The sequence below is a fragment of the Serratia inhibens genome (genome assembly GCF_003591175.1).
GTDB classification, from domain to species: Bacteria; Pseudomonadota; Gammaproteobacteria; order Enterobacterales; family Enterobacteriaceae; genus Serratia; species Serratia inhibens.
Window position 1 is genome coordinate 1119341 of the sequence record NZ_QYYG01000001.1, and the last position, 15437, is coordinate 1134777.

Annotated in this window: 13 protein-coding genes; 2 read left to right on the plus strand and 11 right to left on the minus strand. The window is 55.3% G+C overall.

Translation table 11 applies throughout. The features are described from left to right. Window positions 1-95: 95 nt before the first annotated feature. The gene (locus D4100_RS05430) at window positions 96-1556 is read left to right on the plus strand and encodes a TrkH family potassium uptake protein (protein ID WP_006321680.1); all 1461 of its coding nucleotides are present in this window, start codon (window positions 96-98) and stop codon (window positions 1554-1556) included. 163 nt (window positions 1557-1719) lie between these two features. Next, entirely contained in the window at window positions 1720-2517 is a 798-nt protein-coding gene (locus D4100_RS05435) for a DNA/RNA non-specific endonuclease (protein ID WP_006321679.1), read from the plus strand. Window positions 2518-2585: 68 nt separating this feature from the next. Here the strand turns inward: D4100_RS05435 and D4100_RS05440 are convergent, their stop codons facing one another. The 11 genes from D4100_RS05440 to D4100_RS25970 all read right to left on the minus strand — a co-directional run bounded on the left by D4100_RS05440 (window position 2586) and on the right by D4100_RS25970 (window position 15404). Continuing rightward, the gene (locus tag D4100_RS05440; protein WP_006321678.1) at window positions 2586-2801 is read right to left on the minus strand and encodes a hypothetical protein; all 216 of its coding nucleotides are present in this window, start codon (window positions 2799-2801) and stop codon (window positions 2586-2588) included. 218 nt (window positions 2802-3019) lie between these two features. Then, entirely contained in the window at window positions 3020-4417 is a 1398-nt protein-coding gene (locus D4100_RS05445; RefSeq protein WP_006321677.1) for a VasL domain-containing protein, read from the minus strand. A 46-nt stretch (window positions 4418-4463) separates the two neighbouring features. Next, on the minus strand, window positions 4464-5708 hold the full coding sequence (locus D4100_RS05450) for a GIY-YIG nuclease family protein (protein WP_119803398.1): 1245 nt from the start codon (window positions 5706-5708) through the stop codon (window positions 4464-4466). Window positions 5709-5813: 105 nt separating this feature from the next. Then, window positions 5814-6251, minus strand: a complete 438-nt coding sequence (locus tag D4100_RS05455) for a DUF1283 domain-containing protein (RefSeq protein WP_119803400.1) — start codon at window positions 6249-6251, stop codon at window positions 5814-5816. A 52-nt stretch (window positions 6252-6303) separates the two neighbouring features. Then, window positions 6304-6753: a type VI secretion system baseplate subunit TssE gene (gene tssE, locus D4100_RS05460; protein ID WP_119803402.1), complete on the minus strand. Its 450-nt coding sequence runs from the start codon at window positions 6751-6753 to the stop codon at window positions 6304-6306. Next, on the minus strand, window positions 6753-7298 hold the full coding sequence (gene tssJ, locus D4100_RS05465; RefSeq protein ID WP_119803404.1) for a type VI secretion system lipoprotein TssJ: 546 nt from the start codon (window positions 7296-7298) through the stop codon (window positions 6753-6755). Before tssJ ends, tssE begins: the two co-directional genes overlap by 1 nt. Then, on the minus strand, window positions 7276-8361 hold the full coding sequence (gene tssG, locus D4100_RS05470) for a type VI secretion system baseplate subunit TssG (RefSeq protein ID WP_119803406.1): 1086 nt from the start codon (window positions 8359-8361) through the stop codon (window positions 7276-7278). The genes tssJ and tssG overlap by 23 nt, the downstream gene beginning before the upstream one ends. Further along, window positions 8325-10079 (minus strand): type VI secretion system baseplate subunit TssF, encoded by a 1755-nt coding sequence (gene tssF, locus D4100_RS05475; RefSeq protein ID WP_119803408.1) that lies wholly within the window; start codon window positions 10077-10079, stop codon window positions 8325-8327. Before tssF ends, tssG begins: the two co-directional genes overlap by 37 nt. Before the next feature lie 27 nt (window positions 10080-10106). Then, window positions 10107-11699: a type VI secretion system protein TssA gene (gene tssA, locus D4100_RS05480; protein ID WP_119803410.1), complete on the minus strand. Its 1593-nt coding sequence runs from the start codon at window positions 11697-11699 to the stop codon at window positions 10107-10109. After that, the gene (locus D4100_RS05485) at window positions 11699-15166 is read right to left on the minus strand and encodes an ImcF-related family protein (protein ID WP_119803412.1); all 3468 of its coding nucleotides are present in this window, start codon (window positions 15164-15166) and stop codon (window positions 11699-11701) included. The genes tssA and D4100_RS05485 overlap by 1 nt, the downstream gene beginning before the upstream one ends. Window positions 15167-15272: 106 nt before the next feature. Then, window positions 15273-15404, minus strand: coding sequence for a hypothetical protein (locus D4100_RS25970; RefSeq protein ID WP_276330834.1), 132 nt, complete (start codon window positions 15402-15404; stop codon window positions 15273-15275). Window positions 15405-15437 lie beyond the last annotated feature (33 nt).

Genomic DNA, 15437 nt, shown 5'->3' on the forward strand with positions numbered 1-15437 from the left:
ATATGAATTTTTACGCTTTTTTTATATCGCTTGCCTTATTCTTTATTCACTTAAGATAAATTGACTCATTGTCGGCAGGCAATCCGGGCAAAAGCATGGTCAAAACCAAACAAATTCTGGTCGTTATTCACCTTTGCAGTTTCTTGGTTCTCCTTTATAGCCTTTCGATGATTCCACCCTTGCTTGTGGCTTTGTTGTATAAAGAAAAAAACTTTTTTTCTTTTTTCTATACGCTGGCGCTCGCCGCCATGTTCGGCGGCATAGGTTGGTTCAGCACTCGTCAGTCCAAAGTACAACTGCGGACACAGGACGGTTTTCTGATTATCGTCATGTTCTGGTTGTTGTTCTCAGTCATCAGCGCTCTGCCGCTATGGATGGATGATACCCTGAACATCCGCTTGGTTGACGCCATGTTTGAAGGTGTATCCGGCATCACCACCACCGGCGCTTCGGTGCTCAACGATGTCTCAGGCGTGCCAAAATCCGTCCTCTACTACCGCTCCCAACTCAATTTTATTGGCGGCCTCGGCGTCATTGTGTTGGCGGTGGCTGTGCTACCGCTGTTGGGGATCGGTGGCGCAAAGCTCTATCAGTCGGAAATGCCCGGCCCGTTCAAAGAGGAACGCCTGACCCCGCGTCTGGCTGATACATCGAAAAACCTGTGGTTAATCTATCTCGGTTTAGGGCTGGCCTGTACGGTCGCGTTCCACCTTGCCGGTATGCCGTGGTTCGATGCGCTATGTCACGGGCTCGCCACCGTTTCACTCGGGGGATTTTCCACGCGCAACGAGAGCCTGGGGTATTACGACAGCTCGGCAGTGGAAATGGTCGGAGGCATTTTCTCCATTCTGGCGGCGGTAAACTTCACCCTGTATTTTATTGTCCTTGGGCGCCGCAGTCTGAAGCCGTTGTATCACAATCCTGAACTGCGTTTCTTCCTGCTGATCCTGTCGATTATCGTGGCGATCGTTTGCATCGAGTTATACAGATCAGATATGTATGGCGCCAAAGATGCCTTTGTGCACGGCTTTTTCCTCACCAGCTCAATGATGACCGATAACGGCCTGGCCATCGCTGATTATGCCCGGGTACCCTCTCATACCATCATGCTATTGCTGGCGATGAGTTTTTTCGGCGGTTGCGTGGGTTCGACCTGCGGTGGCATCAAAGCGCTGCGTTTTCTGATTATGTATAAACAAAGCAGGCACGAGGTCAACCAACTGGTTCATCCCAATGCTGTTTTTACCATCAAGGTCGGTAATGCGCCGATCCAGGATCGGGTACTGCGTTCGGTATGGAGCTTCTTCTTTCTCTACGTCTTCTTCAGTTGCTTTTTTATCTGGCTGCTTAACCTTATGGGCTACGACATGGTCACGTCTTTTGCCACCGTCGCCGCCTGCATCAACAATATGGGGCTGGGGTACGGTGAAACCGCTGTCGGATTCGGCACGCTCAGCGACCCGGCCAAATGGTTAATGTGCTTCGCTATGCTGCTGGGCCGTCTTGAGATCTACCCCATGCTGATTCTTTGTTCGCGAGCCTTTTGGCGTTTCTGAGCCATAAGCCGGTAAGGGGCTGGCCTTTTTGAGCGAGTTTCGCTGTGTCGGCTGCAGCACATTCATAACCTGAATGTGTTGCATTGTTGTATTCATATCACTGATATAAGTTAAAAACACTGTAAATAAATACAGTATATTTTAACTTATTGAGGATATGAATATGCGCTTTAACAAGATGTTGGCCCTGGCCACCCTGCTGTTTGCCGCCCAGGTTTCGGCCGAAACGCTCGAATCCATCGACAACTGCGCGGTGGGTTGCCCGACCGGCGGCAGCAGCAACGTATCTATCGTTCGCCATGCTTATACGTTGAACAATAACAGCAGCACCAAGTTCGCCAACTGGGTGGCTTACCACATCACCAAGGACACGCCGGCCAGTGGCAAGGATCGCAACTGGAAAACCGACCCGGCGCTGAACCCGGCGGATACGCTGGTACCGGCGGATTACACCGGCGCCAATGCGGCGCTGCAAGTTGACCGCGGGCATCAGGCGCCGTTGGCCTCGCTGGCGGGGGTGTCTGACTGGGAGTCGCTGAACTATCTTTCCAACATCACGCCACAGAAAGCCGATCTGAACCAGGGATCCTGGGCACGGCTGGAAGATCAGGAACGCAAGCTGATTGACCGGGCGGATATCAGCTCGGTGTATACCGTCACCGGCCCGCTGTATGAACGTGATATGGGAAAACTGCCGGGTACCCAAAAAGCGCACACTATCCCCAGCGCCTACTGGAAGGTGATTTTTATCAACAACAGCCCGGAAGTGAACCACTACGCCGCGTTTCTGTTTGATCAAAACACCCCGAAAAGTGCCGATTTCTGCCAGTACCGCGTAACGGTCAGCGAGATCGAGAAGCGTACCGGGCTGATTATCTGGGCAGGTCTGCCGGAGGATGTGCAGGCTTCGCTGAAGAGCAAGCCAGGGGTGCTGCCGGAGCTGATGGGCTGCAAGAGCTAAAACCCAAAAACCCCGTGCTCCAAGAGCGCGGGGTCATCACAGCCGGTGCTATCGACACCGGGATAAAGTTATTGGGTTTGATTTTCCACACGCGTAATTCCGTGTTTCTTCATGACGTCTTCCATGGTCAGATTTTCATCCTCTGGCGTGTCGTCAATAACGACATTTTCCGGGCGAACATAAGGTTTGGTCGCACGCTTGAACATCCACCACCAAACGAACACCAGGAACGCCCCGGACTTCAGAAAAATCATGGTCCATAACGCCACTTGATACCAGTTCATCTCTATCTCCATGAAAGAGCCAAGCGCAATCGCATCGCTCTATTTTAACCTTTGCACTGCCCTGATCAAGCGTTGGCGGCGCATCTGCCGGAGACGGCATCGAACAGATTGGGGAAAAAACGATATAACAGTTTGTTCAGCAGCAGGAGACTGCCCCACCAAACGAACAGATTCGCTCATCATGCGTACACCTGTTTTGGGGTTCTGTAAGCGCGTATTTATTCTGGTGAGCGTTGTTTAAGAGCTGCATAATGACCACTAAGCTGCTTCAGATGCATCTCCAGTTGAGCCCTGCCAGCAGCAGGTAAAGGTTCTCCGGCAGGGTTTTCTGACAATGCTCGCAGTTGCTCTTCAGCCGGTATGGATTGATTAAATGACTGCATGGTTGAAAATACCACTGATTTCAGCTCACTGACCGTCATGTATTTACCCTTCTGCTCATCCAGCCCGCTCAGCCGGTCACTCAGTTGCTGTAGCTTCGTCATCCCTTGATGCCAGCCATTCAGGCTTTCTGTCGGTATGCTGGCAGCGTTCAACTGTCGCTGCCACTGTTGTACCAGAGGTTTAGCCTGCTCCGGCCACAGCGACTGAGCCTGTTCCAGAAGCTGCCGACTGTAGGCAATATTCCAGCCAGGAGGAAGCTTGTCCAGTCGGGCAAGTTGCTGTTGTGTTTGTGCGATTACAGTTTGCGGTAACGGAGATTGCTGACGCAACATATCCAACTGCTCAGGTGTGAGTATTGCGGGTAACGGTGCCAGGGATGCAGCGAACCGAGTCTGTAACGGGTCAGGTCGGTGCAAGACATGCCAGCCCCACACCGTTGCCGCACTTATCATCAGCATGGAACACATCCCGGCGGCGAAGAAATGCCACTTTTTTGCCTTTGCCGGAGCCGGCACCGCTGCAAGTACTTCCACATTCGGCTGGTTTTCTGGTTGCGTTACATACACCCACTTCACTGGGCTGGCCGGTGCGTCTTTCTCTGTAATCGGGATACCAGAGTGGGCTTCAGATGATATTTCCGAATCATTCATTGTCGCAGCAGACAGCACGATTCCGGGCTGAATAACAGCGCCGGAACCTGACACGCCGTCACTGTTTTCCAACCTTACAGCGCTGTTGTGCATCAGGGTACGCAGCGTATCGAACTGACTAAGATGTTTGAGCTCCAGGCGCTGTAGCACTGCCCCCAGGCTGGCAAGCTGCTGTTCCGCACGATAAAGCTGGCTGAGGTCACTGTAATTCAGGGGGAGCGTGCGCATCAGCTGTTGTATACGCTGGCTCAGACCACTGAGGATTTCCATGCGGGCGTGTACCGGCTGCGGCCAGAGTACGCCCCACTGATGGCTGATCAGGGCTTCCAGTATCGCCAGCCCTTCATTCAGACCGAACAACCCGGCCAGTTGCGTACGGGCCAGCGTATACCAGGCTGCCGTCTGCAGCTCCACACCATTTTGCTCAAATAGCGAAAGACAGAGTTTTTCAGCATAACGCCAGTTCACATCCGGACGCGCCGGATGTGACAACTTGCTCAGCTCATCGCGCAGGGCAGCATAATCCGGCAGCGTGCGCGGGTCGCTGCCGGTTTTAATTTTACGGGAGGGGATGTCATTCATGACCAGATATCCATTTGACTTGCGTACAGAGCCTAAGGGTTATTATTTATGCCGCTTCGCTTTCTGCATATTCCTGGCTTTGCAGATACTGTAATGCAGCCGGATCGGCAATATATTCAACCTGGCCATGGTGACGTTCAACCTCGTTAATTATTTTGCTGAGATCTACGCGGAAAAACTCTTTGCGTAAGTTAATCCTGTTAATGCGGTAACTTTCCAGATGGTCATGCAGCGTTTTTTCCAGTGCGGGCGCGTCATCGCAGGAAATCATGGCGTGGACATCGAAATCGAAGGGCACGGACGCACCGCTTAACTCTTTGACCCGTTCCATCGGCTCCAGACGGCGGGTCATACCGATTTTATAGACATCCTCACCGAAAGAGCCAATGTTCGAAATAATATAGACATGCCCCTGTCTTGTGAGCTGAGCCATAGATTTTGCACGCTCATATTGCTGATGCACCTCCTGGATTTTCTGCTCCAGTTCAAGGCGTTGCCTTTCAAGCTCTTCTTTATAGGTCCCTTCGGCTGCCAACAGTGCTTCTTCAAGCACTCTCTGCTGTTCGGCCAGGCGATTTTCTTCCTCTTCGGCCTCCTGCTGCTGCCTGTCCAGCTCATCCTGGCGCTGCTTTTCCTCTCGCATCTGGCGTTTGATTTCAGCCTGATATTCCTTCTCTTCCTGCGCTTTTTCCAGCAATGCAACCTTATCCAGGAACTGCTGTTTTACCCCGTCCCAGTCAGCATTATCTTCAAGTTCGAGAAAGGTGATTTTCTCACTGATGACGTTATAAGCATCCCTTTCTTTGCGGAGCTGATCGTATTTACTTTGCCAGTTATTCACCGTGGTGCCGGCGAGCAAGGTCTTCACCTTAAACTTATAGCCTGAGTCCACAATACGTTGCAGTGCACGTGTCGCTTTATCTCTGGCTGCATGATAGTCCTCCCACTGGGAAGCTAGCCGTTTCTTTTCCTGGTCAATACCGCGCAATACGGCAACACTCACCTTGTCGTCAAAGGCCTTTTCCTTCTGCTCAAGGTCCGACTTTCCCTGTTCCAACGCCGCATGTTTTTGTTTGAAGCCACGGTAGATATAAAGTCTGATTAACAGGGCAACCATAACCAGCAAACCAAAAAACACGCCGATAATGCCAGCCGGGTCAGAGACGAAATCAATAAAGCGCTCATTCACATTAATCAACGCCCTCACCGCAACGTAAATTCCCCAACCAATCACACCGAGAATGACAAATATGACTCCCGCCGCATTATCACCTTTATTTTTCCTCGCCACGCTTTACTCCTTTATTATTGCTGTATAAACGTCAGTCAATATTGTGTCGCTCATTCAAAATGAGAAAGGCAAAATAATTGCCTTTCAATACCCTGTAGCCCTCTCTCAGGGGGTACTCAGTTCTCTTCCCGTGCTTCTGTCCAGGCAGCGTTTGGTAACAGCTTCCCAATAGGCATTGAAATTTTTGCTGTTGATACATTGCGCATGAACATCGGGTGGTGGTGCGACGGGTTCTGGCCTGGAGTCGCCAGGGCCTTTATCTCTCCTGGCCGAGCCTGTTTTTGTTTTACTTACCCCACTCTGTTTTTTAGTCGAATGCGGCTTTGCTTTTTTGGCCGGGGCTACCGTCGTTTTATTATCCGATTGCGTATCCTGACCATAATAATCAACGCGCCGGCTTTTGCTGCCGTGGCAATGATACTCACCGGTTTTACGGTTGGTATGGCAGCCATCCGCGTTGGTTCGTCCGGGATGTGCCATGACAGGCGTGGTGATCATGATGCAGAGCAGCAGCGACAATTTAATGCCGGTTTGCAGTTTCATTTGGAATATCCCTATAAGTTAAACGGCGCTGACCTCTCCTGTTTTCTTAAGTTTACGGCGAATTATCAAGATACTGCTGTTGTTTCAGATGGCGTAACAACACCCGCCCCTCAGGCATAAATTCGGTGCCATAGCGCACCAAACCTATGCCCTTCAGCTCTGCATCGATGGCGTAACGCAGTTCACCGGGCTGAGTCTGCGCCAGTATCACCACGTTAACGTTTTTCAGGCGCGGCTCGTATTTCAGCAAAACGGATGACAGCGTGCCCATCAGCTGATGGGCAGTCCCCGGCATCCCCTGCAGGATTTTCGCCATATCAGGCAGGCCGTAATCGGGTAAATGGGCCAGCGTCCCGGCTCGGGCATTCAGGATGCGCTGCATATTGTCCAGCACCGACAGGATGACCTGATTTTCTTCGCTAACCTGATGGAGGTCGAGGCCGCCGGTGAAGTTGCCGACCAGCATTTCATACAACGATGGGGGATTATGTCCCTGAGGCATTAATCGTCCTTAGCGGGCAGCAATGTCAGATGGTTGTTCCCGGCTTCCAGGATGCGCGGCTTATCCGGATCCAGCTCTTCACGCTCAATCACCCGCTTCCAGGTGTTATTAACCAAATCCGGATGGCGGAACAGCCCCGTGACCGCCACAAACTGCGCATCGGTTTCCATGGGCATATTGAGGCTGGCATCGCCGCCCGGTTTTACCACCACATCGCGAGTGGCCAGCAAATCGGCTTTCAGGAGGGTGTCGCCGTCTTTCAGCAGTTGTTGATACACCGTCTTGTCGAAGGTTTTGCGGTCTTTCAACTGGTAAACGCGCACCACAACCGGCTCCGACAGCGAGTTGCTCTCTCGGGCATCGGTATTCAGCGCCTCGCGCGCGGTAAAATCCAGATGCAGGACTTTAATTTTTTTGTAAAAAACGGCGGTGAAGGCCGATTTTGTGCCGTCCGTGACGCTCTGCGTCACCCCACAGCCGGTCAGGCTGAACGCCAGCAGCGCGAGCTGCCAGCGTGCGGTTTTAGTCAAACTTGTACGTAACACGTCGGTTTCCTTGTTGTGGTGTGGCCGGCTTCATGCCGCTGTAATAGCCCAGTTCCGTCGTAAAGGTCTGCGGGATATCGTCCGGGAACACGTCCCCTTCCGTGCCCAACACACCATTCATCCCCAGCCAGAAAGGGCCATCGCCCAGCGGTGGGACGGTCAGCAAGCGGGTACTGACCGTAAGCTGGATTTTTGCCTTAAACCGCCACCCCAGATAGACACGCAGCATCACCAAAAAATCCTGATACAGCAGACCATCCGGCTTCCAGCCCTGCACTTCCTGCTCGTTATCCGTTGACAGCGCAATCAGCAACTGGCTGTTGGCATCCATCGCTTCATCACCGAGCGGCGTGTTGCCATCCAGCAGAAAGTCCTCATCACCGTAAAATCCCAGCGGCTGGCTGATTCCCACCGGCCGCAGGCAATACGGACTCACCTGCACTGAGGTATCAGGCGCCAGTAGGCTCACCAGCGCCTGCATCCCTTCCTGGGTTTTGCCGGGCTGACGCAGCACACCCAGCAGCGCCAGAAAGCGCGACACCGGCGTGGCGATGTGATTTGCCGTCCCCGGAATACCCAACCCCACCAGGCCCAACAGCGACTGCGAAATGCTGTCGGTCCCGCCGGGCTCGAACGTGGCCGGGTAAGAATACTTTCGCCAGATGCGATAAAACTGCGTCAGGATGCGGTGGCTGAAGATATCGAGAAACCCCTGTAGCGCCTCGTGCCCTTCCCGGCGCTGAGTGATGTCATCGAGATAGGCCGTCGGCAGCGGTGAATCCACACCGTACATCCCCATAAAGGTGGTACGAATAACCGGCGGCGTGCTGTCATCCTCTTCATCGTATTCGACGGCTTTCAGTTCACTGACCGGAAATCCCATCCCCGGATGCGGCGCAAATCGCACCGGGTCATCAGCGGGATGACTGGTTGAGCCCATCAGCGGTCTGCCCGGATTACGCTTCTCCAGCAGCTGGCATAAACGGTAAAAGTTAATGCTGTGAAGGTCGGCTTCCAGCCGCGGGGTTAGCCGGGAATGCGGCGGTTGTGCTTCTCTTCCCATTCCAGGCGCTCTCCGGTCGGTTGCAGAATGATAATCAGGCGGTTAAACAGATAGATGTCGGTATAGAGGGCGAAGAAGCGGCTCAGCATTTCGCCAAACAGGCAGATATCACCACGCCCGGCAAAGCCATGACTGTCCAGTGTCACTTCAATCTGCACGCCACGCACCAGGTAGCCCTGCTCGAAGCGCTCGGTTTCGCTGTGCTTCACGTCGATGATGGCTTCCAGGCGACGGCGGTTCATCTCGCTGTCGGTCCATTCATACAGCGCCAGGGTACCGCGCAGCACGTCGGCGTTATCCATCATCGAGAGGAACCCGCTGCCGAGGTGGCTCAGCACGCGCCAGTGAAACCGGTCCTGCGCCGGGGGATAACAGGGCAGCGTCGGGGCGCACAGATTGCGCACGGCGATGCTGGCCGAGGTGGTTTTCATCACCGTATCAAGCACGGTACTTTGCAGCGCACGTCGTGGCAGTTGGCCGTTGGTGCCGGTGAGCGTCAGCGACAGGCTTTCGTCTTCCGGCACCCTGTGATTGTCAAAGGCTTCGCCACCGAGGATCAGCCAGGTGTTATGCAGCCCCGACGGGCCCCGGCGCACGCGGGTGTGGTAGTAATATTCCGGCGCTTGGTGGCGCATCATTCCGCCTTTGTGGCGAAAGCTGGAGAACGGCACATAGGTATGCTGACTGGATGACGTCACCGAATCCACGGCGTAAATCTCGGTGTGGCCGTCCTGCATGCGCATCGGGCGCAGCATGTATTCTGTTTGCAGGGAGTTCAGCGCCAGCGGATCAGACTCCAACGGGAAGAGATTGATCACCGGCACGCAGTTAAGGCGCAGATGCTTTTCGGTAAAGCTGAAGTCATGTTCCCAGCGTTCAGCCAGCACCACATCGATTTCAAACCAGGGGAGCGCAGCCGGAAAGGCGACAGCCTCCAGCCCACGCAGGCCGATGAACATGAATTTCTCGCGGAAGGTGAAGTACTCCAGCAACAGTTGGTAGCCGCTGAAACTGCTGCTGCCTTTTGGCCACAAGGTATCGTCATCGCCAAAGCCCTGCGCGGTGAAATGCCCGTCAAGCGGTCTTCTGTCTATATCGCCCGGCATCCGCAGCCACATCCGGGCCACATTCAGGGTAAAGGCTGCGTGCATGGCGCAGGCCAGCGGCGCATCGGCGTTGAAGTAAAGTGAAATACTGCTGAGATCGATACGGCTCCAGTCTGCCAGATTGCTGCAATTAAAACGCAGCGTGACAACCGAACGACCATCCGCATCGGTGGCCAGTCTGGCCTGCTCCAGCGACAGTGGCTGAAGGTTGATCTCTTGGGTGGTGGTGTAACGGCAGCGCGTCCCTTTTTCGCCGATCGGACGCGACAACACCTCGAAGCCTTTGGCGATCCGCATCTGCTCTTTCATTTCACGCCAGTCGGGGGTGAACTCCACTACCGACATCGACGGAATGGTGCGCAGGTAATGCGGCCACAGCAGGCTGACCAGCCCTTCGGTCAGCTCCGGTAAATCATCATCCAGCTTTTCGCGAACCCGCCCCATCAGGAAAGCAAAGCCTTCGAACAGGCGTTCCACGTACGGGTCGCGTGCGCCCGCTTTATCGAGATTGAGCATGGCCGCCTGCTCCGGGTGAGCACGGGCAAACTCTTCGCCGGCTTCAAGCAGGTAGCGCATTTCGGCGTCGTAATAACGCAGGGTTAAGTCGTCCATAGAGTTATCATCTTTTTGTTCGGTAAGTTAACCGCACAGCACGGCGGCGCGTGCCGGATCGAGAGAGATAAGCCCGGAAAGCAGTGATTCCATCTCAGGCTGCAGACGGGTTTTATCCGCCTCACTGCGCCCGGCCTTGCCACGCAGCAGTTTGAGTCTGCGGGCTTTAACTTCAAACATCAGCTTTGGCACCCATTGTTCAAGCGTCAGTTCTCGGGCACTGCCGTCGAGCTCACCCAGCAGGTGCAGTGCCATTTCGTTTTTACCGTACTGCTCGCTCACCCGAGCCATCAGTAAGCGCATCAGCCATCGATCGCGGGAAGAGGTGTAACCCGGCTGAACCTGCAACCAGCTGAGCGCGGCTTCAATGCCTTCACTGTCTGCTTTCGCCAGGACCTCAGGCTCCAGCATCAGAACATCATCACTGTTGCTCGCCGTTGCCGTCACCGGCTCATCCTTCCAGCCCGGCATATCATCCAGCACGTTTTCTTTAATCCAGTTCAGGGTCACTTCATCGGCGAAAGGTGTGCCGTCACTGAAGGCCAGCGCTTCCAGCCCCGGAAGGCGGGCCAGTAGCCCTTCCAGGTCACGGCAAAGGATGTCGGCACGCACGCTGTCGTTATCCAGCTTTACCAACGCCTGCCAGGTGTACCACTGCACATCCAGCCACAGATGGTTAACCCCCTGCGCCAGCAAAGTGTCCGTATGCTCTAGCAGCTCAGACCAGCTTTTTTGCAGGTACAGACGTTTGAGATGTGCCCTGTTGTCGGGCTTAGGCGGAACCAGCCGGGTACGCCCGGAGGCGTCCAGCGGCGGCAACTCCGTCAGCGTGTCCCAGCGCACACTTTTCAGCAGATGATGTCCGGCCAGCCAGCCACCGGGCTGATCGCGGAGATATTTCGCCAGCACTTTGGCCTGATCGAGCAAATCACGTCCTGACGTGACGGCGTCCATCACCGGCGCCGATAATGCCGGCACCCTAGTAGCGTTTTCTTCACGACTGGTTTGCGGCACCAGACTGTTGGTGCCACCGCTTTGCACCAGCCGGTTATCCAGCGCCTGATACAGCCCTGCCAAATCCGGACGAGCGTCCTCAGCAAACGTTTGGAGTGTCTGCTCTGCCAGTAACAGCGCCGCCGTGATGCGCTGCATGACGGACATATCCACTTCCGGGTACAAAGACAGGCTGTCTGTCACACGGCTACTGCCCAGCCACTCCAGGGCAGATTTGCGGCTGCGCTCACGCTGAGGATGCAATCGGGTTCCGAACTGCGCCAGCATTGCCGCCAGCAGTTCAAGCCCTTGTGCAAACCCGGACTCGCCGTCCTGATGCAGACGCGCCCAAACGTAGAAGGTGATGACACGCAGATCCTTGCAGGTGCCGGTCAACAGCTTTTCCGCCCGTTGGCAAATCAACCCGGTTTCAATCCCCGAGAGCTTGTTGACCTCTTCGCGAATACGCTGGAAATCATCGTCATAGCCCGGGTCTTCCCCGGTTGGTTCATTGTCATTAATGGGTACCAACCAGCGTTCCCAGTCAGCGCTACGTGCCCGGGCCTGAACCAGTGAGATCTTTTCATCTGCCCCACAGGCCTGAAGTAGGTTTTGTAATGTAGCCATTATTCCCTCCCCTCCATGGCTGAATTCTCTGTGCCGGTCAGCGCCTGTGCAGTGGCGGCATCCACGCTGAATATGTTTTCCGGCAGACTAAAACCGCGCAAATCCAGCAACGCCAGCGGCCCTTTGCCCAGTTGAGAGCGCAGAACCCACTGCAACGTGCGGCCATCCGGGGCGGTAAAACTCATCATCCACTGGCTGCGGTCAAGCTGTTTCCGCTTGCCCTGCTCCAGCCAGCGAATGAAGCCCCAGGTGCCACTGTAATCCCCGAACAGGCGTGTGCCGGCGTTGGTCGACGTCCAGGTCAGCATGGCGCCGGGTTTGAAGGTATCCCCCGGCCAGCGGAAGGACTGCCAGTCGGCCATCTGGTTGAAGTAATGCAACCGCTGCCCGTCAATCGTTAGCTGGGTTTCCACCACCTGCGGTACCGGGCGGGCCTGTAATTCGAAGCTGATGCCCTGGCTGCCGTCGGTAAACAGAACGTCGGATAGCTGGCTCAGCTGATTTAACGCTTTCAGAAACGCCGGGTTAAACGTCAGCCCCTGGCTGTTAGTTCGGTTCGGCACCCATCGGCTGCCTTCTTTATGCAACACGCCGCTGAGTTCAGCGGTCAGGAAACGGTCTATACGCCCGGTGTCCTTGCGGATAAACTCCGCCAGCATCGGCAGGGAAGCGTCGCTTTTGCTTGCCGCAAACGGGAAACGCCCCTCAAAGGCGGTGTGCCAGTTTGCTACCACCGAACGGCTCCAACGGTCGTTGAGGCTGGCTGCAGACGGTTGCAGTACGGTTTCCCAGGCCTGCGTCAACGGTTGCACAAACAGGGTGTTGCCAAAGCCGCTCCACTCCTCACCCAGACTGGCCGCCACCAGGCTGCCGTACTGCTGGGTATCGGTCAGATCCACACTTTTGCCCTGGAACACCGTCTGTGCCAGGGTCTGCATCATCTCCTGCGGATCGTTAGCACTCGCCACCTGTTGCAGACGCAGACGCACGCGGGTGATACGGGTCAGGTAGGTTTGCAGGCTCAGCGTGCTGTCGGCCGACATCAGGTTGCTGGCCGGGTTTTTCCCCATCAGGGTCAACAGCGGCCCGAAGGTGTCATCCAGCGGCCCCTGCGGCCCGGCTGCACGCTGATCGATAACGGGCTTATCCTCACTGCCGAGCAGATCTTTTGCCGACTTGATAATGGAATCCGACAGCCCTTCGCGCAGTTCGCCGGCTTGTCCCTGCCAGGCCAACGTATTCATCAGCGCAATCATCGGCGACTGACGCACATCGCTCATCAGTGTCAGTTGGTCAATCACATCCGCAATGTTGTGCGCCGGATTCAGCCGCAAGCTGTTGAGGAAGTTCAACCAGCTGCCGGCAAAATCAGTGAAGTAACGCTGCGTCAGACGCGCTTTCAGCGCTTCCGGAGAAAGGTCGGCAGAAACTGCCTTGCGACTGTCGCTCAATACCCAGTCAATCTCATCACGGCGCGAGTTCGCCGCTTTCTCGATGGCCTGCTGAATGCCCCCTTCCCAGGCCTGACGGGTGAACATCCCCGGCACCACGTCATCTGTGATGAACAGACGGCGGGCATCGGTGCCATCGGTCATGTCTTCCAGTGACACATCGGCAAAGTTACGCCGTACCGATTTGAGCATGTTTTCGTAGAGGGTTCCCTCCGCATTACGGCGACCAATCTGCTGCAACAGCACCTGACGGCTCTGGCTGACCAGCGCCGCATCCGGGGTGATTTTCCACTGGGGGTGTTCCGACAACCCAGATATAGAGAACGCCCACAAGTCTGGCGCAAGGCTCTGCCACAATCCGCTAGAAATTCCCTGCCGGGTCGGTTGCACCCTTTGCATGGTCTGGGCGTAAAACGCATCATCCACTTTGTCCGGGCGGGACATCATCAACCAGGCTTTCAACTGGTCATAACCGGGTTTCGCCAGCTGTGCGCGCTGGTCACTGTTAGGTGCCGAGTTTGTCAGCGCAGTCAGTTTGTGCATCAGGGCAGCATTGGCCGGGTCGCGGATCAGGCGGTTGTTCGCCACGCCATACCACGGGAGCATCGCAGCGAGCAGTTGCTGGTTATGATCGAGGCCAAAACGTTGATACCAGGGTGAACCGCCCTGAACATGATGTTGCAAGCGGCCGGCATCGTTACGCAGGTTGTGCAGGCCCGCCAGTTGAGCGTCAGAAACGGAGGGATGCTCGACCAGAGAACGGGCTTTGTTCGCTACAGAAGAAATCTGACTATAGTTCAGGGCAAAAGAGATCAGCAGCCCGGCTCCCCAGATACCGAGCACAGCCATAATGCCCCATGCCAGCGTCTGCTCCCAGGCCATACCGACACGGCGGCCATGTACGCGGGTGCAGTCTTCCGTCACCCCCAACCAGGTTGCCGGAAACGTCAGGGCATGTTTATGCGCAGCCGGAATGGTGCTCTCCGCCACGTTTTTGCCTGCTTCTTCACTCGGGGAACCGGGTTTATTGACCGGGCTGAACATCAGCCCCCGCAGCGGGATACGCTGTTGTGAACCATACAGCCAGGGTGTCAGGCGGGACATCCAGCGTTTGCTTTCCCCCTGCTCAAGCTGCTGGGCAAGGCGCAGCAGAAAATCATACTGGCGCTGTTCAGCAATCTGCGACATGCCCTGCTCACGCAGCTGCGGCAGCAGCTTATCGAGTTGTGCTGCCACCTCATCCGGCATCGCCCGCAGTGGCAGCGTGATACCGACAGACTGCGATTTACGCCCTGCCTGCGACCATTCACTGCCGCACAGCTGCCACAGCCAGACAGGGGCAGAATAGCGCAGCAGCTCACTGATTTTCTCCAGCCCGCGCAGATCGTTGTCGCTCATCTGCGGTGTGAGGTTCTCACCTTCCCCCAGTACCCGGACAATACCGTCCAGTGGGCGGCCACGGCGGAGTTTGCGCAACGCGGTATATTTTTCTGTATCTACTTCAGCCGTCAAACTGCCGCCGTAGATCAGAACGGTACGCTCACCTTCAAGCCACTGCTGTTGTTGCAGGCCGGGAACCAGTTGCTCAATCGCGGCTTCGTCGCCGGTGACCAGCAGCAGGCGGGCTTTGCGGCGCCAGAAGAGTGTGTAGCGTCGGCGAAGGTGGGTGCGAATCTGTTGACTGATCGTCACTACAGCAGATACGGAAGTCATCTCTTTCTTTGGTGACACCTTAACATCATCACCCTGCGCATTTTGCCGCTCTTTGCTGAAGCTGCGCTTACCTTCAGCGTACGCGCCAAAGAACAGAAATATTCCAATCACGGCCAGAACAATGCCAACTGCCACAGAACCGCTCAGCCAGGTATACCAGGCAGAAGTATCCCTGATGAGCTGTAATTTTTCAGGATGCCAGTAAACGATACCCGTAACAGCAATACTGCCGACCAGCGCAATTAACTCCACAAGCCAGAATACAATTTCCGGTTTCTTAAACAGCGAGAGGAATCGCCTCATGCCTCGCCCTCCTTAGCGGAAGTCTCAGGGGATACAACCATATTCAACCCTTTCCATGTTTGTGTTCACGGCATACCAGTAAATGGGGCGCCGGTTGTTGTATTGATTATGTGGCACCTGCCACGGCAAGCCAGAGTGCAGCGTTACCTGCATCCCCCAGAAAATCATTAAAGTTGTGAAGCCCCGTCAACGGGTCAACACTTTCCAGGCCCGCTGCATCAATAGCTTTCATCAACATGGCATACACTTCGGTTTCGGCATCAACCCCGCG